General features: G+C 54.2%; 15 protein-coding genes and 1 pseudogene. 11 read left to right on the top strand and 5 right to left on the bottom strand.

The window, feature by feature from the left end:
• Nucleotides 1–5 precede the first annotated feature (5 nt).
• From VGC33_RS16360 to VGC33_RS16330, 8 genes and pseudogenes are all read left to right on the top strand, one after another.
• Nucleotides 6–620 carry an IS110 family RNA-guided transposase gene (locus VGC33_RS16360; RefSeq protein ID WP_331121836.1) on the top strand — a complete coding sequence of 205 codons (615 nt, stop codon included), beginning with the start codon at nt 6–8 and terminating at the stop codon, nt 618–620.
• Between the two features lie 49 nt (nt 621–669).
• Nucleotides 670–837, top strand: a pseudogene (locus VGC33_RS23355) (transposase); the annotation flags it as partial.
• A gap of 165 nt (nt 838–1,002) precedes the next feature.
• Nucleotides 1,003–2,037, top strand: a complete 1,035-nt coding sequence (locus tag VGC33_RS16355) for a LacI family DNA-binding transcriptional regulator (protein WP_331121835.1) — start codon at nt 1,003–1,005, stop codon at nt 2,035–2,037.
• Nucleotides 2,038–2,099: 62 nt separating this feature from the next.
• Nucleotides 2,100–3,602, top strand: a complete 1,503-nt coding sequence (locus VGC33_RS16350) for a xylulokinase (protein WP_331121834.1) — start codon at nt 2,100–2,102, stop codon at nt 3,600–3,602.
• Nucleotides 3,602–4,786, top strand: coding sequence for a mannitol dehydrogenase family protein (locus VGC33_RS16345; RefSeq protein WP_331121833.1), 1,185 nt, complete (start codon nt 3,602–3,604; stop codon nt 4,784–4,786). Before VGC33_RS16350 ends, VGC33_RS16345 begins: the two co-directional genes overlap by 1 nt.
• Nucleotides 4,779–5,918 (top strand): mannitol dehydrogenase family protein, encoded by a 1,140-nt coding sequence (locus VGC33_RS16340; RefSeq protein ID WP_331121832.1) that lies wholly within the window; start codon nt 4,779–4,781, stop codon nt 5,916–5,918. The genes VGC33_RS16345 and VGC33_RS16340 overlap by 8 nt, the downstream gene beginning before the upstream one ends.
• 103 nt (nt 5,919–6,021) lie before the next feature.
• Nucleotides 6,022–7,308 (top strand): MFS transporter, encoded by a 1,287-nt coding sequence (locus VGC33_RS16335; protein WP_331121831.1) that lies wholly within the window; start codon nt 6,022–6,024, stop codon nt 7,306–7,308.
• 599 nt (nt 7,309–7,907) lie between these two features.
• Nucleotides 7,908–10,595 carry a pentapeptide repeat-containing protein gene (locus VGC33_RS16330; protein ID WP_331121830.1) on the top strand — a complete coding sequence of 896 codons (2,688 nt, stop codon included), beginning with the start codon at nt 7,908–7,910 and terminating at the stop codon, nt 10,593–10,595.
• Nucleotides 10,596–10,789: 194 nt separating this feature from the next.
• Here the strand turns inward: VGC33_RS16330 and VGC33_RS16325 are convergent, their stop codons facing one another.
• Nucleotides 10,790–11,239 carry a winged helix-turn-helix transcriptional regulator gene (locus tag VGC33_RS16325; protein WP_331121829.1) on the bottom strand — a complete coding sequence of 150 codons (450 nt, stop codon included), beginning with the start codon at nt 11,237–11,239 and terminating at the stop codon, nt 10,790–10,792.
• Between the two features lie 181 nt (nt 11,240–11,420).
• On the opposite strand from VGC33_RS16325, the gene VGC33_RS16320 reads away from it, so the two are divergent.
• On the top strand, nt 11,421–12,041 hold the full coding sequence (locus VGC33_RS16320; protein ID WP_331121828.1) for an NADPH-dependent F420 reductase: 621 nt from the start codon (nt 11,421–11,423) through the stop codon (nt 12,039–12,041).
• A 136-nt stretch (nt 12,042–12,177) separates the two neighbouring features.
• On the opposite strand, the gene VGC33_RS16315 is transcribed toward VGC33_RS16320, so the two are convergent.
• The 4 genes from VGC33_RS16315 to dkgB all read right to left on the bottom strand — a co-directional run bounded on the left by VGC33_RS16315 (nt 12,178) and on the right by dkgB (nt 19,557).
• On the bottom strand, nt 12,178–14,358 hold the full coding sequence (locus VGC33_RS16315) for a WG repeat-containing protein (protein ID WP_331121827.1): 2,181 nt from the start codon (nt 14,356–14,358) through the stop codon (nt 12,178–12,180).
• Between the two features lie 55 nt (nt 14,359–14,413).
• On the bottom strand, nt 14,414–15,832 hold the full coding sequence (locus tag VGC33_RS16310) for a DUF3999 family protein (protein ID WP_331121826.1): 1,419 nt from the start codon (nt 15,830–15,832) through the stop codon (nt 14,414–14,416).
• Nucleotides 15,829–18,549, bottom strand: coding sequence for a DUF2339 domain-containing protein (locus tag VGC33_RS16305; protein WP_331121825.1), 2,721 nt, complete (start codon nt 18,547–18,549; stop codon nt 15,829–15,831). Before VGC33_RS16305 ends, VGC33_RS16310 begins: the two co-directional genes overlap by 4 nt.
• Before the next feature lie 204 nt (nt 18,550–18,753).
• Nucleotides 18,754–19,557 (bottom strand): 2,5-didehydrogluconate reductase DkgB, encoded by an 804-nt coding sequence (gene dkgB, locus VGC33_RS16300; RefSeq protein ID WP_331121824.1) that lies wholly within the window; start codon nt 19,555–19,557, stop codon nt 18,754–18,756.
• A gap of 390 nt (nt 19,558–19,947) precedes the next feature.
• On the opposite strand from dkgB, the gene VGC33_RS16295 reads away from it, so the two are divergent.
• Both VGC33_RS16295 and VGC33_RS16290 read left to right on the top strand, forming a co-directional pair.
• Nucleotides 19,948–20,514: a TetR/AcrR family transcriptional regulator gene (locus VGC33_RS16295; RefSeq protein WP_331121823.1), complete on the top strand. Its 567-nt coding sequence runs from the start codon at nt 19,948–19,950 to the stop codon at nt 20,512–20,514.
• A gap of 58 nt (nt 20,515–20,572) precedes the next feature.
• Nucleotides 20,573–21,384 (top strand): quinone oxidoreductase family protein (locus VGC33_RS16290; RefSeq protein WP_331121822.1); only part of this gene is annotated, 812 nt, incomplete at its 3' end.

Below are 21,384 nucleotides of genomic sequence, written 5' to 3'. Positions count from 1 at the left end.
GCATAATGAAAAACAAACCGATCCCGGATATTGTTTATTTAGGCATTGATATTGGTAAAAATTCCTTTCATATCGTCGGCCTTAATTCGAGCGGTAAACCTGTATTCCGAGCAAGGATGACAAGAGAACGGCTAATTGATTTTTTTTCCCGATCGTCATCAATGACGGTTGGAATGGAGGCCTGTCCAGGCAGTAATTGGCTTTCCAGGAAGGCTAAAGCATACGGACATCTGGCCCGAATTGTTCCCGCTCAATTTGTAAAACCTTTTGTCAAATCAAACAAAACCGATATTGTTGATGCTGAAGCCATCGCCGAAGCCATTTCACGTCCTACGATGCGCTACGTTGCACCAAAAACTGAGGCACAGCTTGATTTACAGGCCCTGCACCGGGTTCGGCAACGTTTAGTTTCACATAAAACATCTGTTATAAATCAGGCCAGGGCGTTTTTACTTGAGTACGGCATTACCATTGGTACTGGTGCGACTTATTTTGTCCGCGATGTTCCGGATAAACTGACAGATGAAAACAATGAGTTCACGCCTGCAATGCGAACCGTTCTTAACGAGCTTTGGATGGAATATAAAGCCATCGAAGAACGTTTACTGCTGGTTACGTAAAAGAATTGAGCAGCATGCCAGTGCAGACGATACTGCAACGAGGCTAACTTCCGTGCCCGGTATTGGTAAATTAACCGCAACAGCAATCACTGCTTTTGCCGGAAATGGCAATCAGTTTAAATCTGGTCGAGATCTTGCTGCCTGGTTGGGGTTGGTCCCGCGAGAATACTCTACTGGAGGTAAACAGCGGCTGCTGGGCATCAGCAAACGCGGAAACCCCTATCGTCGTCATGAACCTTATACCGGTTATCGTCGTTTCCCGTTTGAGCGTTACTACTTCCCCCCTTTCGTCCATTGCGGCCAGTAGGTTTTGTTACCTGGATCACAAATCCATCACGGTGACTTTGACTGTATGGTAAACAAATATTAAATTATTTTAAAAATGAAACGTTTCATTTTGGGTGAAGGAATGGTTGCAACAATAAAAGACGTTGCCGGGCTGGCCGGCGTATCGCTTGGTACCGTATCAAAAGTGATCAATGGCGACCAAAGCGTAAGCGATAAACGCAGCGAGCGGGTCAAGGTGGCAATAGCGACGTTAGGCTATTCACCCAATAGCATTGCGCAAAATTTGCGCACGGCCAATTCAAAAACGATTTCGGTATTGCTGGCCAATATCACCAACCCTTTTCAGATGGCGCTGGCAAAGGGAATCGAAGAAGTTGCGGTGGAGCACAACTACAACCTGGCGGTCAGCTCAACCAATGAACGGGTAGAAAAAGAACTCGACAGTCTGGAGATGTTCGAGCGTAACCGAAGTGACGGCATCATTATCTGCAGTACGGGTAAAACCAAAGAAAAGATCTGCTCCCTTATTGAAAAGAATATCCCCGTGGTGATGGTGGATCGTTTTGTTCCCGGAATTCCCTGTGATTACGTCGGAGATAATTTCCCGCGCGCTATTGAAATCGCGCTTCAACATCTGCAGGCGCTCGGGCATAACCGCATCGGTATTATTCACGGTGACATGAACACTTACCATGGCGCATACCGGCACGGCCTGGTCTTGAAAAAGATGCGCAAATTGGGGCTCCCCCATGATACAAATTTGCACAAAACAGGACCCTACACCTACGAACAGGGCGGAAACGCATTCAGGGAATTAATGGCCATGTCTGTTCCCCCGACGGCGGTGCTGGCGGTAAATAACGTCCTGTGCGCGGGCGCAATCAATGCAGCGAACAATAGCGAAGTGAACATTCCCGGGGATGTTTCCCTGGTTCTCATCAATGAAAACAATTTTATGTGGGATATCGTTTCACCGGGCATCACAATGGTTACCCAGTCTCCGCTGACCATTGGCCGAAGCGCCGCGAATATTATCTTTGAGCGCCTGCGCGGCAAAGAAAAAATGGCGTTTACCAATACGCTATTTGAACCCACCCTTGTGGTTAGGGAGTCGACGCGCATTCTTTAATTATTTTATTTTTAAAATGAAACGTTTCATTTTTACAGGTAATCATAAAAAAGGCATATAAAATGCAAAGTTCGGTAATTCTTACCCTGGATATAGGGACAACATCATGCAAGTTGGTTCTCGTCAACCAGCATGGTCATGAATTGTTCTCTGACAAAACACACTACCCCCTTTTTTTCCCTAAAGCAGGCCATGTTGAACAGAACCCGCAGGAGATCTGGTCAAACATCCAAGGGATGCTCAGGAGCCTATCGCGAAACGCCGGTAAAGCATACAACATCGAAGCGATGGCGATAAGCTCGCAAATTAGCGCGCATTTTCTGGTGGATGCCGAAGGGAATCCGCTTACCAACATTATCTCTTGGATGGACAGCCGGGCCGCAAAAGAAGCGCGTGATCTGGTTAATAGTTACACAAAAGCGGAACTGCGCGAAGAGTTGGGAATGGATATGCTGATTGGTCCGGCATTCATTCCTCCCAAGCTGAAGTGGCTGGCGGTGAACCAGCCGCAAACGCTGGCGCGTGCGCGTTATCTGGTGCAAATCAAAGAATACGTGATCTGGCAACTTACCGGCGAATGGCGCTCGGATCTGACCAGCCTCAAGGGTATCGTTAACCAGCAAAATCGGCGCCTCTCAAGCAAACTGCTGCGTTGGGCCGGCGCGCCGGACGGCATCATCCCTCCTTGCGGCGATCCCTGGGACATCGCAGGCCATATAAAACCGGACGTGGCCGGCAACCTCAATCTCCCCGGCGGCGTGCCCGTCATTCTGGGCTGGAACGATTTGAACGCGGCCGTCCTTGGCACGGTTGGGATTCCGCGCCACAAAAGCGGGTTTGACGTCACGGGAACATCCGAGCATATCGGCTTTGTGAGTGCGGATTCACTGCACACCTCTCCTGAGGGAATCAATTGTCTGCCGTTTGTTGATGATGTGATGCTGTCTTATGGCGTGACCTCTTCAGGCGGTCAGGCGTTGCAGTGGTATATGAATAATATTGCGGTTAGCAAAAATTATGTCGACATCGAACGCCATGTCAATCGTGTGCCGGCCGGGGCTGAACAGCTGATATTTCTTCCTTACATCAACGGTGAGCGTAACCCGTGGTGGAATCCAAACGCGCAGGGCGTATTTTTTGGCCTGCGGGCGCACCATACCAAAGACCATATGACGCGCGCGGTGCTGGAAGGGGTCGGATTCGCCCTAAAAGCGAACACGGTACGCCTGGAGACAATGCCGTCTGAATTCGTTGTTTCCGGCGGCGCCAGCTCTCTCGACATCTGGAACCAAATCAAAGCGGATATCATCGGCGTGCCCTTTAAAAAGCTCAACACCACTGAAGCGGGATGTCTGGGTGTGGCTATTTTGGCCGGCTATGCGCTGGGCTGGTATCCCTCACTGGCGGCCGCCTCCGAAAATATGATTCGCACATCGAAAGTGTATACCCCCAAGATTGAAAATCATCTGATGTATAACCAAAAATTCGAAACCTATTTGGGGTTGTATGACGCGTTGAAACCTGTCTTTGACATCAATATTAATCAAACCGAGGTAGTGGAATAATGAAAGCCATAATTTACGGTGCGGGAAAAATTTCTCGCGGATTTCTCTCGCAATTATTATATCTGGCAGATTATGAGATTGTTTATGTAGACATCAATGCCGCACTTCTTGAGCAATTAAACACGCGTAAGCAATTTACCGTTCATGTAATGGGCGCCGAAGAGAAAAATACGATCATAACCGGTTTTAGATGTTTTTCTTTGAGCGATACCGCCGCTGTCGCGCGAGAATTGAAGGAGGCGGATATTGCATTTACCTCCGTTGGCGGAAAAAATTTGCAATCGCTTGGCGCGACCATTGCCGCATCGTTAACCGAGGTATTCAAAACCGGTGGGTTGAAAGGTAACCTGAATATCATTACCTGCGAAAACTGGAAAGATCCGGCCAGCGTATTGGCCGAGAGCATCAGAAGCCACCTAAGCGATGGCGATGCAGACCTTTTCGAGAACACCATCGGGGTGGCCCAAGCCGTGGTGATGCGTTCCGCCGTTGATCCGACGGCTGAAATGCTGGAACGCGATCCGCTGATTGTACCCGTACAGGATTTCTGGCAGTTGCCGGTCAACATTGACAGCATCAAAGGCGAACCGCCGGTTATCAAGGGCATTATCTATCAGGAAAACTTCGCTGGTTTCCTTGAACGTAAAATTTATACCTATAACACCGGCAACGCGACTATCGCTTATCTCGGCTATCTGAAGAAATGCTACGCGTTGGCGGATGCCGCTAACGATAAATTCATTGTTTCCGTTCTTGACCAGGTCTATCACGAAACCAACAAAGCGCTGTCCTTAAAGCATAAGTGCAGTCTGGATGAACAAACTAAATTCTCCGAGCAAGCCAAGCGTAAATACCAGGACTACGCCATCATTGATGACGTCCGCCGCCATGCCAATGACCCGATAAGAAAACTCGGCCCGGATGATCGTCTTATCGGCGCGGCCAAGCTGATGCAGCAATATGATCTTCCTGTGGATGGAATCAGTATTTCAATTGCCGCGGCTCTCTATTATGACAACCCGACAGATGCGCTTGCCGTTTCATTGAAATCAATGAGAGAACAGCATGGCGTGGATTATGTTTTGGAAACCGTCTGCAAAATTTCTCCCGATGGAACCTTAGCGAAAACCATCAAGGAAAAAATTGAATATCTTAAAAAAATAGGAATTATTGGTCATGAGTAACACGCCATCAGCAGTAATAATCGGAGCAGGACAAACCGGACGTGGTTTTATTTCCAGGTTTCTGGTTAAAAGTGGTTATCACCTGACATTTATCGACAAAAACAAGAAGACAATAAAATATCTTAAGGAAGATAATTTTTTTACTATTCATTGCTTTGACGAAACCGTGCGGCCAGTACATATCCATGGTTTTGATGCACATTTGGCGGGTAGCGACGAAGCGCTGCAATCAATGGTCCATGCTGATTTGCTCTTTGTCTCGGTTGGCCAGCAGAATTTGCCAATTATTGCAAAAGACATCGCCCAGGCAGTCAGTCAACGCCGTCGGGCGGGGCTTCCAACGCTTAAAGTACTGACATGCGAGAATGGCGTGTCGCCAGGCCGGATTCTGACCGATGCGATTAACGGCTACCTCGATGCGCCTGGAGGCGTGGTGGTATCGGAAGTGGCGATTTTCTGTACCACCAATGTGCTCAGGAGAACCCGCCTGGATATCGGTACGGAAAACTATAACCGTGTTCCCTACAATGCGGCGGTATTGGGCGGCGCTCTGCCAATCGAAGGTTTTGATGCTGAAGCCGATATGGGTAAATTGCTTAAGCGTAAAATCTATACGTATAACTTTATCAGTGCGTGCGTCACTTATCTCGGTGCTTATAAAGGTATCGAGGATTATGCGACTTCCGCAAATGATGAGGAAGTGCGTAAGCTTATCTTTAGAGTAGTGCCGGAGCTGAATAAAGCGCTGTGCAAAGTATTAGATGTTGATGCGCAGTCGCAGAAAGCTTTTTCGGACAATGCATTAAAGAAATTTAGCGACCATACGATTGAAGATTATGTCAGCAAAAATGCGCGCGACGTCTCCCGTAAACTTCGCCCTGACGATCGTATGATCGCACCGGCCAGGATGATTATTGATAACAACGGGGATACCGAAACCATTGCCATCGTAATAGCCGTCGCTATCCTTTGGGGTGAAAAAAATGAAAAGCTGCTGGAAACCTATAACAGCGTGGGATCGGTTCTCACTACGCTGAGCCAGGTACCGGCAGATTCAGCGCTTCTACGGCAGGTTGAGAATTTTTATGCGGCGTTGAAAAAAGGCACGACCATTACTCAACTGCTGAAATAACAATGTAGTTGAAAAAAGGAACGCACAGGCTGAATAAATCTATTTGGCGTGTGTTTCCTGCACTTAAAATCCGTACCTTACTATAATTATACCAGAGGTTGATATGCGTAATAACAAACCAACTAAAGTCCGGTTCTTTATTCTTTTCATGGTGTTTATTTCTGTGGTGATAAACTATATGGACAGAAGTAATCTTTCTATTGCCGGGCCACATATCGCAAAGGAATTGGGTTTATCTACCATTCAGATGGGCTACATCTATTCTGCCTTCGGCTGGACATACGCCCTGCTGCAAATTCCGGGTGGTTTCATCGTCGATAAAGTTCTTCCACGCATGCTCTATAGCATAATGCTGATCGGCTGGTCAGCAATGACACTGCTCATGGGCGTAGCGCAGGGTTTCAACGCGCTGTTTGGTCTTCGCCTCGCAATCGGCGTATTTGAAGTCCCGGCATTTCCTACCAACAACAAGATTGTGACAGCCTGGTTTCCAGAACATGAAAAGGGGAAAGCCATTGCCTGCTATACGTCTGGCCAGTTCGTGGGTGTGGCATTCCTGACCCCGATATTGGTCGCGATTCAGACCTGGCTGGGCTGGCAAGGGATGTTTATTCTGATGGGTGTAATCGGCGTCATCTGGGGGATTATCTGGTACGCGCTTTATCGTCAACCCACCGAGCATAAGAGTGTAAACCAGGCTGAAATTGACTATATCAAGCAGGGCGGTGGCGTTATTTCAGCCACTACCGATAATGCGGAAAGCGGTAAACAAAAAATCGAGTGGTCTCAGATAAAAATGGCATTTTCACGCCGGAAATTATGGGGCATTTATATTGGCCAGTTTGCTTCAACATCCATGCTGTGGTTCTTTTTGACCTGGTTTCCAACATATTTGGTGCAGTATCGTGGGCTGGACTTCATTAAGGTAGGATTTCTGACGTCGATTCCCTTCCTTGCCGCATTTATCGGCGTTCTGCTGGGAGGGACATTCTCCGACTGGTTGATCAAACGTGGTCATAGCATCACCTTAGCGCGTAAACTGCCGGTTATTTTAGGCCTGTTACTTTCCACATCTATTGTGGGCGCCAATTTCACTGATAATACCACTCTGGTTGTGTTATTCATGACCATTGCGTTTTTCGGGAATGGTTTTTCTTCAATCACCTGGACGTTGGTATCGGCGATTGCTCCGGTTAAGGCTATCGGTATCACTGGCGGCACGTTTAACTTTATGGGAAACCTGTCATCGATCTTTATTCCGATCGTGATTGGCTATCTGGTTAGCGGGGGCAATTTTGCACCGGCCTTGATTTTTGTCTCAATTATCGCTTTAATCGGCGCGCTTTCGTACATATTTATCGTCGGTAAAGTTGAACGGGTTTCCTTGTAGAGGACCTGTCCGGTTTCATTGTGTGGCCCGATAATTTACGGGCCACCGATATTTGCCTTCACGGTTAAGCAAAATACCCTCGGCCTATAGCATCACATCGCCGCCGTTAGGGGAAAGATTTTGCCCGACATAATAGGAGCCGGCTTCGGACGCCAGCAATAGGGCGGTTGGCGCGGATCCCAGACAAGCGGACAGGTCAAAACTCCCACAAAAAACAGAGGGGACTACCAGGGAATGGAGGCGGGCTTTTCGCATGTTCAGCGTCCCTTTCGCATCGGGAAACTCAGCCGTAATGTCCCGGCGGGTGTAACGCGGCGGGTCGCAGTCAAGCGCCTGGAAGCACTGGCAGCCGCATATCCTGAAAAACAGCGCCTGACCGGGGTGGCTGACCTCAGCACGCCGCCCGTCTGCCCGCCGACATGAGCAACCCACTCACTAAAACTTTATTGTTTAAATAGTAGGTATCTGAACTCTGGCATGATTAAACGACGACTCGCAGCAAAATATCCTTTTGTAGCAAGAAGATTATTTGCTGTAAATAATGTTGCCCGTATTAAATAAATAATGAAATTGCGCATATTCGCCCTGAGAAAATAATTATGCCATCTAATAATATAAACTTTACACCTATAAATCGCATGGCGGTTCAGATAGCGGATATCGTCACCGAACGCTCAGATGCCCAGGCGCTATCTGCCCAGAATCTTCTTGATCACATTGAAAATTTTTTCATGGGTGGTTATGTGGGCAGTCAGCACATCGAGCAATATGATTCGTTTGCTAAAGCGTTGGCGGGCGCTTTACACCGGCCATTCATGTACAGAAGTATTTTCACTATTCCGCAGACGCTTATCGTTGGTTTTTCCGGCTGTAGGGTTACGTTCATACACCTGGGAGAAAGTCTAAAAACCGGTCCCGCGATCGTTGAGGTGAGTAAGGACGGGGAGAGTGTCAAGTCAGAGATTGACAAGAATATCTATTGCCGCGTCTGCACCGTTTTGCTGATTCGACAGCAGCTTGACCTTGCCCACAGCGCCATAACCCTTAACAGCTCGGGGAATATAGCCATGGCGGGCATCAACCTTAGCACGGCTAACCTGAGCGGGATCGACTTGAGATATGCCGACCTGAGCGGGGTTGACCTGAAAAGAACCAAGCTGAACTTTGCCAAACTTGAAAAGGCCAATCTGAGCAAGGCCAACCTTCAGGGCGCCAACTTGACCGGGGCTAATCTTCAAGGGGCCGGTCTGGAAGCGGCTGATTTGAGCTGGGCCGAACTATCCGAGGCTAAGTTAAACGGGGCTATCATGCGCCGGGCAAATCTGGAAGAGGCTAACCTGCGCGCCGCTGAACTCGGCAAGACCGACTTGTGCCATGCCAACCTGACTAATACTTATCTTGTCCATGCCATCCTATACAGGGCCACGCTGTGCGGGGCTATGATGGATAAGGCCACCCTGCGCAAAGCTACACTGCGCGGGGCCAATCTGAGCGGGGCTAACCTGCGCAAGGCTGACCTGCGTGAGGCTAACCTGCGCAATGCTGACCTGCGCGAGGCTAACCTACGCAAGGCTGACCTGCGCGAGGCTAACCTGCGCGAGGCTACCCTGAGCGGGGCCAACCTGAGCGGTGCTGACCTGCACAAAGCTAATCTACACTTTGCAAACTTACAGGAGGCCAACCTGTCTGGCGCTAACCTGAACCAGGTCGATCTGCAAAGGGCCGACTTACAGACGGCCGACCTCAGCAATGCTGATTTGACTGGGGCTGACTTATTGCGTGGAAACTTAAAGGCGGCTAACCTGTCCGGGGCAATCCTTAAAAATAGCATCCTGATTGGCGTTGAGCTAAACGGGGCTAATCTGGGCCGCGATCCGCAGGCGGATTCCCTGTTGTTATTACCCCGCTGGACCCCCTGTAACCTGGACCTTTATCTCAATCATGTCCATAACACCACGAGCGGTAGCCTGCTGACCATGATGGACAGCATTGATGAGCGGTACGCGAGCCTCAAGGTAAAAATGGCGCGTAAGATAATGAAATCATTGAAAAATATAGACATATCCAGCGTCACCCAGGCCCTGTTGGATGTCCTGGCCAAAGCTCCCTACGATAAAGATAACGCCATAGCCCGTTGGCTTGAAAAGATCTGCGAACAGCTTCTGGTTCAATATAACAATCGGGTCATGGAGCCATTGCACAAAAATACATTCAAGCAGGTGGTCGGTCTGTTCAAACGCCGGCCGGAACGGATGTTCTCCGATAACGGCGCCTTTATTCAACTGATATATCAAGGCGTCATGTCTCGATACGATGACGTCAAAACCAACGTAACCGGGCTCTATCACCTTTACCTGAGTCATGAAAAGGTGAAACGGTATACCGCATTGGACGATTTCGGCAATTATGGCGAGCAGCGGCCCGACTGGAAAAATGAATTTGCCGCCAACTACATCCTCGTCTCGTCTCAGCCCGGCGGGCCGGTGATGCTGCTTTCACAGCAGACGCTGAAAGGGATGCTGGTACCTGACCCCGCTAACCCGGTCTGGGGCCATTACTACTTGTATAACAGCCTGGGGCAAAATTCGCCGCCGGATGTTCAGCCGGAAAATCTTAAGCCAGGGGATCACCCGCCCAGGATACTGTTCAGACAGCATTTCAAATTGTTCCTGGGGCCTTTTGTATTCGCCAATAACCAAGCCGGTTTTACCAAATTATTTGAGATATTATTCGAGGGCGACCTACGGCAGGTATTTATTGCCGCCACCCGCGCCACAAGATCGGATAGAAAGCTGGTGAGCGCGTCCGAGCAAATTATGCTACGCGAGATCTTCAGCCCTATCTTGTCCACTTCAACCGCTTCAGGCGACTATGGTCTGACAAAAGAACACTACGGCGCCATTATCAAGGCCTATGGCTTGTCCACTGACGGTGATACACACAGGGGCAAGGTGCTGCTAAGCCTGGCGGCGTTATTCACCAAATTTTCATCCAGCGCGATTTTTGGTACGGAGTTAGATTCACCGGAAATGATCAGACGTTATGCTTATGCGCTAATGGCAAAGGCGCACGCCCTTGATGCGTCAATTTTTGAGCGCAAGGTGGGCAGTGAAGATGGAGGTAATGATGAGTCTGTCGATAACTTTACCGACTGGAAAAATCACCTGCTGGGCCTGAATGATGCTTTCACGTGCGCCGGCGTATTAACCCACGCGATGCTCGGCCATATCCGGGATCGGTTTCCTGATGTCTTGGCGGATATCATTCCTCCCGCCTGGAATTTATAGTTCGATAACAATCTCGCTGAAAACGCGCTTCGGCTGGTGAGCCGGGGCCGGAAAATTTTGTTTGGAAAGAGGAGTAATATTCTCCAGCCTATCGTTTCGGCTCGAAAGTCTGCTGGCTGATATCCCCGGCATAACGGACGTGGTTTTCACGCTGTTGGTTCGAGAGAACGCTGACGGGCATGAGTTCTACCATATCATTCCTTGCCATCAGGAAACATACATCCGCCATTGCGGACCAGCGCCTTCACCTCTTCGCCCACCTGCGCGGGGCTTCGGCTTAATCGCGCAACAAACTCCTTGCTGCGTAGCACGTATGACTTCGCATCGTGCTTCGCGCTCCAAAGGACAATGTTAAGCACGATGGGAATGAGATCCAGGCCTTTCTCGGTCAGCGTGTAGAAGTCCTTGCGCCTGTCGTCGGGGCTGGGCGCCCTCGAGAGAATGCCTTGCTGTTCAAGAAAGGCCAGGCGGGAAGCAAGGACATTGGTCGCGATCCCTTCTTCCGATTTCAGGAACTCGCCATAGGTCTTCTTGCCGGCAAAAACGATGTCGCGAATGATCAGGAGCGACCACCGATCGCCGAAGATCTCCACGCCATAGTTCACTGCACAGTGGGACCGGATTTCTTTACTCGTCGATTTCATGGCGGGATCTTAACATCGCTTGCATGTCGCAAGCAAATCCCCCAGATTACTTTTTTTTTGCAAGCAACATTGCTTGCTTATTGCAAGTGATATGGCTAATATGACCTGTATGCTGAGCGCGGACGCTGGGTCGCGCCGACAGTCCATGAACGATCAACCCATATCGGTAAGGAAACTGCACATGAGCACTATCAGCATCATCGGCTCGGGCGGTATGGCCGCGGCCATCGCGGGTCGTACCGTCAAGGCCGGGCACACCGTCGAGGTGGTCAGCCGCGACCCCGCCAAGGCACAAGCGCTGGCCGACCAGTTTGCAGCCGGCTCGAGCATAGGGATGTACGGCGCCGCGCCGGCGGGCGACATCGTCATCCTCGCCGTGCCTTACGCCAGTGCGGCTTCAGTGGTGGCCGATTACGGCGACGCGCTGGTCGGCAAGGTGATCATCGACATCACCAATCCGGTTGCCCCCGACCTTTCGGGCCTGGTCACCCCCCACGGTAGTTCCGGCGCGCAGGAGATAGCCAGGAGCGCCCCCGCCGGCGCGCATGTCGTGAAGGCGTTCAACACCCTCTTCGGCCACGTACTTGCCCGTGACGGACGCCTGGACGCATTCATCGCAGCCGACGATCCGCAGGCCAAGGCGCGCGTTTCGGCCTTCATCGCGAGTCTCGGGCTGCGTCCGTTCGATGTCGGCGGCCTGTATATGGCGCAGACGCTCGAGGCGCTCGGTCTGCTGATGATCGGCCTGGCCCGAAACGGCGCCGGCACCTGGGACATCGCCATGAACGTCGATATCGGCTGAATCACCGGCGCCACATCCTCACCGGCAGGTCCGCCGACGTTCATCGACGGCGCACCCCATAGCAGCATCGATAACTTAAACTTCATGGTGGCACATCGCTGTAAAACACCCTAAGCAGGACCCTCTCGTCTCCTGACTATTGGTTTTTAAAGCTGTCGACAACCTTGCCATCGGCATCGTAAACCAGGGTATATCCCTCTTTTTGCGGATCGAACACCGTGTATCTGGCGTCGTTGCTGTTGGCGCCGGCCTGGTACTGGCTATAATGGCCCAGTTTTTTGACCTGGGTGTTGTTCCTGTCAATCAACACCAATCCATCAAAATCCGCCGGCTGGGCGGCGGCGAGGTTTTTCTGAAACGGCGCGATAGACTCGTATTCAACGGGAATGCTCAGTTTACCGGACAGGTCGATGGCGCCGTATTTACCCTCTTTATTGACCACCGCCATCCCGTTTGAGAAAGGCTCTACCTGCTCATAGGGCAACACAAAGGGCAATACGTTGCCCTGCGGATCGATAAACGCATATTTTTTGCTGCCGGTATGGATAACGAGCAGCGGCTGATCGTCAACATAGGTTCCGATGGCGCTGGTTTGCGGCGGGTTTATTTTTTTACCCTTGAGATCGAACACATCCCTGATTTCGGTTTTGGGTGCGGTGGCATAGAGATAATTATCCTTTAGTTCCACCATGTTATATTTTGGCGGCAGTAGTTGTTGGCCGGATAAAGTATATGCCCCGTAGGTATCCGCCGATTCATAGGTTTTATCCCCTACCCTGGCAACCAACACATCACCGCTGATCTTCGGGTTGACGAAATTCATCGGCACGGTGAATTTATGCTGCTTGAGATCATAAACGCCATAGGGACCATTCGTTTCACGTTCCACCAGCAGCAGGTCGTCATTGATTTTTGTTTCGATAATATCAAAAGTAAAAGGGGTGAGCCTGTTGGTGCCGGGCGCGAAATAATAGTATTTTACGATGGATTCAGACATGTCTTCAGCAAGCGGTTTGTGTTGGACCACCATGCGATAGACCCCCTTCGCTTCAGTATAATCAGCGCCGATAAAGGTGGGTTTTATCAGCCACTTGCCATTTTTATCGATAAAGCCGGCGGCTTCGGTTTTGGCGTCATAGGCGATATACCGGTCCTGTGGCGGCGTGCGATTGGTCATCACCAGCTCCGTACTGTGCGTTTCCAGCGGGTCCAGCACCGTAATCTCGATGCGCTGCGGCATGGCTTCGAAGTCGTATTCCGCCCGCACATTTTTTACCGCGTCGGGTTTTACCGGCAGGTTTTTGGCAAAGGCCAGCAGCCGATCCTGTATGCTTCCACTGGTTTTGAACTGGCTGAAATCACGCTCGATAGCCAATAGTTCCTGGTAATAACCGTTCAGATTCGCCCTGTCCTGTTCGCTGGGCAGCGAGCTGGAGTTATTGCCGACATTGCGTAACGGTTTATCGGTCGGCGCGGCATATCCCTGCACCACATAGCTGGCGTCTTTGGGGGCGGCTATAATCAACGACGCCGACTTTCCCTGGATGGCGGTGAGCTGATAAGACTCCCCATGATCAAAGGCCACCTTGGGGTGATCTTTATCCAGTACGATCTTTTTAGCCCGCGGGTAGCTGGAATACGCCACCGCCACGGTGAGGTTATCCGCCGGTTTGTTGACCGAGAGTTTCATTTGATCGAGGGCTAAAGAACCGGCGGCATTATCCTGGCCGGTTTTATCCCCCGCTTCGGCAAACGTCTGTTCAGTGCCGTCGCGGAAGTAAACCCGGTTAATGGCATAATGCTGGACCTGGTTGTCCTCCGGGGTCTGGGCGCGTTTCCAAATGCCATCCAGCGGTTCGGTCAGCAATTTGATGATGGAGCCGTTGCTGTATATTTCCTGATAAAAATGGATTGGCTTATCTTTGATCGCCGCCAGTTCCCGCGCGATCTCCGCGGTGGTAAAAGGCACGAACACCGGTTCATATTGCAACGCCTCGGCGCTCTGCCCGCTAATGCCGGTTTCCACCGGGGCGATTTTTAGCGTCAGGCGTTGCATCGCATTGATGGTATTAATGAAATCCCCGGTTTGCGCAATCAGGTAATTCAGCCTTTTTTTGGCTTCCGGCAGCGGCAAGCTGCCGATATCCTCGGCGCCGCCCTCGTTGAGATCGTTGGGGGCGAAATGTTGGCTTACCACCATGTCATCGCCGCTGCTTTCATTCGTCAGCGCATTGGCATAATACGCGCTGCCCCCCAGGGCGAGCAGGGCCAGGATGGCAACGGGCGCCGGCGTCATTTTTATTTTTTTATTTTCCATTCTTTTTGCACCCACTGTTGTTCAGACCAAAAGGACCCGGTGATGCCGCGCCGGCTTATTCCTCTGTGCCGGACGGCGGCGCGGCGCGATTGATATCACGCCACAGCCGCCACGCCATCCAGGCCAGGGACAGGGCGCCCGCCGCCAGCAACGCCCACAGCCCATATCGCATCCAGGCGGCGCGGCGCGCCGCCGGCGCCGGCTCGGTCAGCCTGGCTGCGCCGCCCAGGGTAATGCGCTTATCCAGGGTCGCCATGTCCAGGGCGTCGCTGTTTATATCGCCGGGTATCAATGCGTCCATCGGCAGCGCGGCGTCCCCGGCGGCGCGAGAGCCCCAGGCCAGCAGCCAGGGTCCTTTGCCGCCGGCGTTAAACACCAGTTCCACCCGCGGCCGCCGGCCGCTGATTTTAGGCAAGAAATCGTCCCATTGGGTATCGATTGCCGTTATACGCACCCCCTGGACCAGGCGCGCCGGTTCGAAATCCACAGGTTTAGCCGGGTGTTCCTCCAGGTTATAAAATACCCGCTTATCCAACGCTACCCAGGCGGCATCAGGACTTGGACGGGTTTCAATGGCCAGCGGCAGCACGGAGTTAGGTTCGGCGGGCTCAATGGTCAAGGCGCTGAGATACTGTGGGCGCGTCAGTTGGTAAATTCCCTGCTGGTGCCGCTTATCGTCCAGCCCCTTAAGCGGCAGCGTCATCTGTTCCACTTCCGGCCCCACGGTAGCGCCGATCCCCTCCGCCGAGGCGATAGGCGGCAGGGCCTGCTCATTTTCGGCATACATCAGCAGCAGCCAGTAGCGGGCGCTGGCGCCGTATTCAGCCAAATCGATTTGATTCAATATCAGGCGGTCGCGGTCAGCGGATAAATCCAGCAGCGGCACCCCATCCGCCCTGGGTTGCCATTGCTTCATATCGTCGCTGCCCAGCAGCGTGCCCGATGCCTGACTGGTATGGCCCGCCGGCCAGCCGAGGGTAATGTGTCCCAGATCGATATTCCCCTGCTCCGCTCCGGCCACCAACAGGTAAGAGGCGCGCACCCTGGTCTCATTGACCGGCGCCGAGACCACCAGTTCGGTGCCGTCCGGGCGCTTGAGCGCGAGAATTTTATTGCCGTCCTCCTGTTGCGACTGCCTGGCGATGCGCAGGGGGAAAACGGTGAGCGGCACCCGTAACGGCTGGATTTTCGGCGCCTCAATGGCCCGTAGCGCGAACGACACCTGACGGCCCTGCTGATCGAAGACGCGCAGATCGCGCAAATCCGGCCAGGCGGTCTGCTGATACACATCGTCCGGAAGCGTTAAGCGATAAAACGCGTTCCCACCGGCAGTATTGATTTCCCGGCCCCAGGCAAAATCCTGCGGTTCAGGCGCCGCCGGCACCGCACAGGCGGCGTTCACCGCCGCCAGCAAAAGCGCCGGCGCCAGCAGCCCGCGGCCCAATGTGGTTTTTTTTAGCCAAGAATCGATCATTGCGGCTCCTTGCCGGTGACGCGCCGGGGCGGCAGCGGGACGAAATAACCGATAACCAGCATCAGTATCGCCACGCCGAGGAATGCGACAGCACGGCCCAGCCCGCCACCGGCGGCGCCGTCTATCAGGAAAAGTTTTATCACGGTTACGATAAGCACGCCGACGCCGCAAAACCAAAGGGTGCGCGAACCGGCGCGCCGGGCGGATAGCATGGCCAGCAGCGCCGCGAACGTCCAGGCCAGGGCAAAGCTGGTTTGCACCAGCCGCGAGCGCCAAAGCCCCTCAACAGACCAGGGTAGCCCGCCGTACCAGGCCAAAATCCTTAGCAAGGCGCCATTTAGCCACCATACCGCCAGCACCAATACCAGCAGGCGCAAATACCCCATGGCGGCGCCACCCGGCCAGGCGCGGCGCAGCCACCACCCCAGCATGAGCAGGGCAAATAGCGCGCTTTCCTCCAGGGGATTGATCAGCGGCACAAAACGCCAGCCCACCGTCTGGCCGTCCAGCAGATTGCCGACGGCCAGCAGCAGCGCCATCAGGGGCAATACCGGTAACAGGGCATAGTGCCAATACAGGCCGCGCCATGTGCGCAGGGGCCAACGCCCCCGGCAATCCAGCCCCCACACCAAAAACACCGGCAGCGCCAGGGCGGTCATGACCAGCGCAAATTGCCACTCGGTATCGCCCCAGGGCAGTCCGGCGGCGCGCCAGACCGCTTCGCTGACCAGCAGCGCCGACAGCAGCCAGAACCCGCTCACATGCAATAGCCCGGATATTGAGGACGGTAGCCATACCGGTGCCGACCCGGCGGCGGTATGGCTTTCATTGCGCCTGAGCCACCACGCCCCCGACGCGACGGCCACCAGCCAGACGGCGCTCCAGGCGCCGGCCGACAGCGGATGGCCCCGACCGATGAGCTGCAACGCCAGCGCGGCCGCGGCGGCGGGCCACAACAGCCAAACGGTGTGCCGCAGCCGCGGCAGCGGCAAGCGGGAGGCCAGCCACAGCCATAACCAGCACGACAACGTCATCAGCAGCAAAAACAGCATGGCGGCGCGGGAAACATCAGGCATCAGCCGCTCGGCAACCCCCACCAGGGTCCACAGCCAAAACAGCACCGAGGCGCAGAGGAATGCCAGGCTAAAGCGGGCATAATGGCTGGCGGGAGCGGTATGGCGGTGCCAGAGCGCCCCCCCGGCCAGCGCGGCCAGGGCCAATAAGCCGAATACCGTGGTAAAGGATATCAGGGTCATGCCATGGCTGAAGGCACGCACCGCGGAGCACGCCGCCAGAAGCATCACCAGGCTGCCGCTCCAGTAAAAGCGGCGCTGCCCCTGGGTAATGCCAAGCCAGACCATGCCCAGCCCTTCCAGGGTCCAGGCGATAGCGGTCCACTGGGCGGACAGGGCCAACGGAATCGACAGCGTGGCAAAAGCCGCGGCCAGCGCCAGGGCGGCCAGGCTCATCATGCGGCCTTTGACCGGGGCGCGTTTAAAGGCCAGGCGCGCGCCCAGCAGATAGAACAGACCAAAGCCGAGCGCCGAGAACGCCGGACCGAAATGCCAGTGCTGGCTGATAATATACTGATAACCAAAGCCCACCAGCGGCGGGCCGAACAGTAGCGTGCCGTCCACCGCCCACTGTCCTTTAAAGGATGTTTTTACGCCGAACATCAGGCTGAGCAGCCCGAAGAGTATCAGGTTAGCCACCAGGAAGAGTTGACAACTCAGGTAATAGGCCGTCTGGTAATGGCTGTAGCCCCACAGGCCGCCGATGCCGAAGGTAAAGATAAAGCCCAGCAGGTTCAACGCGCGCCAGGACTGCCAGCGGCTCACCGCCAGGATGCCGCAAGAGATGCACAGGTAATAGCTGAACAGGGCCACGTGGCTGCCCGATCCGTCGGACAGCAGCAGCGGCGCCAGGTAACCGCCCAGGCTGGCCAGCATCGCCAGGCTTAACGATGACTGCAACACCGCCAGCGCGACGCTGGCCGCGCAAATCACCAGCATCAGCACCAAGGCCATGGCTAAGGGAAGCTGATGGTAAAGTTTACATGCGCCGAACACGGTAATATAAAACGCACCCACCGCGCCACCCTGCAAAATCAGGGCATACAGGCGTTGCCGCAACCGCAGCCGCCAGCCCACGGCCAGCAGGACCAGGCTTATTACCGCGGCGCCGGCCAGACGCATTTCGATGGTCAGGTAATTTTGCTCGATACTGTAGCGCAGCAAATAGGCCAGGCCGAAAAACAGCAGCGCGACGCCCAGCTTGGCCAAGGGGTTGCCGCGCATAAACCAGCTGAAGATACCGGAAAACAGCGAGGAGAGCGCAGGCGACGGCGGTCGGCCAGCGGGCGTTACAGCCGTCCCGAGGACGCGCCGCGCGGACGCCCATAACCCGCCGGCGGGAATACCCCATCCGGCGCCGTCAACCGCGTCCGCGGCTGACCCGTCGGTCTCAGGGTGAGGGCTTGCGGCCGCGGCGGCGATATCCGGACCGCGCGCCGTCGCGCGCCGGGCGGGAGCGCCGGAATCGGCATGGGTATGATGATTAGCCATGGCCTGGCTGGTCAGCCACGCCACCTGTTCGGCAACAGCAGCCAATTGCTGCCGGGTATGCTTTAAGCGATAAAACATTATCAGCAGCAGTAGCGGCACTATAAGCAGCAGCAAAACAATCGCGACGATCCCCAGCAAAATCACGCCATCCATAGAACCGCCCGCGGTCAATTGTTAAATCTACGTTACCAATAGTTTTAACATTAGCCCATATTTCCCGGCAAGACTATAAATAACAAGCGCCGCGAATAAAACGTGCTGATCAGTGAGGTCTCGCCCTGTCACGGTTAATTCCGGCGCTGAAACCGAGCCGGTCGCAAGCAGGGGCTGTACGGCGGGATGGCAGTGAAATCCCCGTTAATCCCACGCCGGCGCCAGGCCTTCGGGACTGACCTCACGGCCGTTACGCTCCAACAAGGCAATCCTGGCCATATCCTCGGCGTCCAGGCGCAGGTCGCGGGCCAGCAGATTACCGGCGAGGTTTTCGCGCTTGGTCGAGGAAGGAATCACCGCATAGCCCAGTTGCAACGCCCAAGCCAAAGCAACCTGCGCGACCGTGACGCGGTGTTTCCCGGCAATCTGCGCCAGTACCGGATCCTTTAACACCTTACCGTAGGCCAACGTCATATAGGACGTGACGGTGATCCCTTGTTCCTTGAGGAATGCCGTCAGCTTATGGTTCTGAAGGTAAGGACTGAGTTCTATCTGATTGGTGGCGATTTCACCCTTACCAACCACATCAATGGCCTGCCTGGTGAGTTCGATGTTGAAGTTGGACACACCTATCTGGCGCGTCAGCCCCAGCGCCTTGGCCTCGGCCAGCGCAGCCATGAATTCGGCCGGTTCGACGCCGTTACCCGGCGCCGGCCAGTGAATCAGCGTCAGGTCCACATAGTCGGTGCGCAGTTTCTTCAGACTCGCGCGCAAACTGGGAACCAATTTGTCTGAAGCGTAATGATCGGTCCAGATCTTGGTGGTGATGAACAGCTCGCTACGCTTGATACCGCTCTCGGCGATAGCCTGGCCGACCTCGGCCTCGTTGCCGTAGATTTGTGCGGTGTCCACCGCGCGGTAGCCCAGTTCCAGTGCATTACGCACCGAATCGATGACCGCCTGGCCAGTCAGACGGAAGGTACCGACGCCGAAGGAAGGAATACTCATGATTAACTCCTGATAAGGTTAAGAAGCAAAGAATAAAAAAGCGGTCAGATTTGTGCCGGTCCAGGAACCGCCGGCCACGCCCAGCGCGTATAGACAGATCAAGCGCGGCGCCGGAGGCAATGAAATCCGGCAAGTTAACCGATGGGTGACAGTGTGCAAGATTTATATTTGCAGATTAAGCCCTGTATCTACCAAATTCTTTTGATTTAATATCAACAATGAAAGCCGCCGCGCTCATCGGCGGCCACCGTATCCGCCCGGCCGCCTCACGAACCGCCTTGACGCTCCCTTCGCAGGCCGTGACGATGTCCGGATAACCTGTAACGCAGGCGGGCGGCGGGTCAACGCTAATTCTTGACCAACCATTCCAATACACCTACAATCGATTGTATGGCCAGACCCAAAGAATTCGATATAGACATAGCGCTTGATGCGGCAATCGAGGTGTTCCGCGAGCACGGCTTCGCGGGATCCTCCACGCAAATGCTGACAAAAGCGATGCGGATCGGAAAGCAAAGCCTTTACGACACCTTCGGTGACAAATGGCGGCTTTACTGTTCCGCGCTTCAAAAATATGCCCGCGCGGAAACGGCTGAACATATCAAGATCCTGCAGGAGGGGGTGAAGGCCATCGAAGGCGTGGAACGCATGATCGAACGTGTTGTGGCGCAAGCGCGTCGGCCCTGTCTCGGGGTGGGCTCCATCAATGAATTTGCCGACAGCCATGCCGATCTCGTTGACATTCGCCTATCCGCCGGACGGGCGCTGCGCGTTGCGCTCTTGGGCAACATCGCCCGGGCAAAGCTGGATGGCGATATGGGCGCTGACCTCAATCCCGAACAGGGGGCGGCCTTTTTGCTCGCAAACGTGGCGGCGATTCGCCTTGCCGCGCGGGGTGGCGCGAGCCAGGCCGAGCTGTCCGGCCTGGCTCGGTTGACTTTGAAGGCGCTCAAATAAGCACGTTCCTTTTTTTTTGCTCAATTCTGGACCGATCATTCAATAACAAAGGTGATAAATGAAAGCAATTGTCATGACTATGCCGGGGGGCGCCGAAGTGCTCAAACAGATCGAGCTGCCCACCCCGGTTCCCGCCGCGGGCCAGGCTCTGGTGGAAGTCCGCGCCGCTGGCGTAAACTTTATGGACATCGGCATCAGGCGGGGTAATTTCTGGACCGGGACCAATCCCAAGGTGTTGGGCGTCGAAGGAGCAGGTCGCGTCTTGGCGGTCGGCGAAGGGGCGCAGGGGATATCGCCAGGGCAACGCGTGGCGTGGGTTTATGCGCCAGGCAGCTATGCGCAGAATATTGTCATTCCCGCCGCCTCTCTTGTGGCGATACCGGAGGAAATAGATTATCGAACCGCGGCGTCCGTTATGATGCAGGGCCTGACCGCCAGCCACTTCGCCACGGATTTTTACCCGATACAGCCCGGCGATATCGCCCTGGTTCATGCGGCGGCAGGCGGCGTCGGCCTGCTTTTGACCCAAATCATCAAGCTGCGCGGCGGACAGGTCATTGGGCGGGTCTCTTCACCCGATAAAGTCGCCATCGCCAAGGAAGCGGGCGCTGACCAGGTGATTGTGGACGCGGAAGGACATTTCGCGCAGGAAGCAATTCGCCTTTCAGGCGGCGAAGGCGTACATGTCGTCTATGACGGTTCCGGCCCGAAGACGTTTCAAGCCTCGCTGGACTCGCTTCGGATCTCGGGCACCTTCTGCTGGTTTGGCCCCGTGCTCGGCGGACCCGACGCGCTGGATATATTGATGCTGCCCAAAAGCATTAAAATCGGCTACGCCGTCTTTTCCCATCATGTCCGCACGCCTGAACT

It is taken from the genome of Acerihabitans sp. (assembly GCF_036398755.1).
Classification (GTDB): Bacteria; Pseudomonadota; Gammaproteobacteria; order Enterobacterales; family Enterobacteriaceae; genus Acerihabitans.
This window is presented reverse-complemented; position numbering and strand designations above follow the sequence as displayed.

Coding starts and splice junctions, on each gene's coding strand:
- VGC33_RS16360 (WP_331121836.1), top strand. CDS start 6: ATGAAAAACAAACCGATCCCGGATATTGTTTATTTAGGCATTGATATT.
- VGC33_RS16355 (WP_331121835.1), top strand. CDS start 1,003: ATGAAACGTTTCATTTTGGGTGAAGGAATGGTTGCAACAATAAAAGAC.
- VGC33_RS16350 (WP_331121834.1), top strand. CDS start 2,100: ATGCAAAGTTCGGTAATTCTTACCCTGGATATAGGGACAACATCATGC.
- VGC33_RS16345 (WP_331121833.1), top strand. CDS start 3,602: ATGAAAGCCATAATTTACGGTGCGGGAAAAATTTCTCGCGGATTTCTC.
- VGC33_RS16340 (WP_331121832.1), top strand. CDS start 4,779: ATGAGTAACACGCCATCAGCAGTAATAATCGGAGCAGGACAAACCGGA.
- VGC33_RS16335 (WP_331121831.1), top strand. CDS start 6,022: ATGCGTAATAACAAACCAACTAAAGTCCGGTTCTTTATTCTTTTCATG.
- VGC33_RS16330 (WP_331121830.1), top strand. CDS start 7,908: ATGCCATCTAATAATATAAACTTTACACCTATAAATCGCATGGCGGTT.
- VGC33_RS16325 (WP_331121829.1), bottom strand. CDS start 11,239: ATGAAATCGACGAGTAAAGAAATCCGGTCCCACTGTGCAGTGAACTAT.
- VGC33_RS16320 (WP_331121828.1), top strand. CDS start 11,421: ATGAGCACTATCAGCATCATCGGCTCGGGCGGTATGGCCGCGGCCATC.
- VGC33_RS16315 (WP_331121827.1), bottom strand. CDS start 14,358: ATGGAAAATAAAAAAATAAAAATGACGCCGGCGCCCGTTGCCATCCTG.
- VGC33_RS16310 (WP_331121826.1), bottom strand. CDS start 15,832: ATGATCGATTCTTGGCTAAAAAAAACCACATTGGGCCGCGGGCTGCTG.
- VGC33_RS16305 (WP_331121825.1), bottom strand. CDS start 18,549: ATGGATGGCGTGATTTTGCTGGGGATCGTCGCGATTGTTTTGCTGCTG.
- dkgB (WP_331121824.1), bottom strand. CDS start 19,557: ATGAGTATTCCTTCCTTCGGCGTCGGTACCTTCCGTCTGACTGGCCAG.
- VGC33_RS16295 (WP_331121823.1), top strand. CDS start 19,948: ATGGCCAGACCCAAAGAATTCGATATAGACATAGCGCTTGATGCGGCA.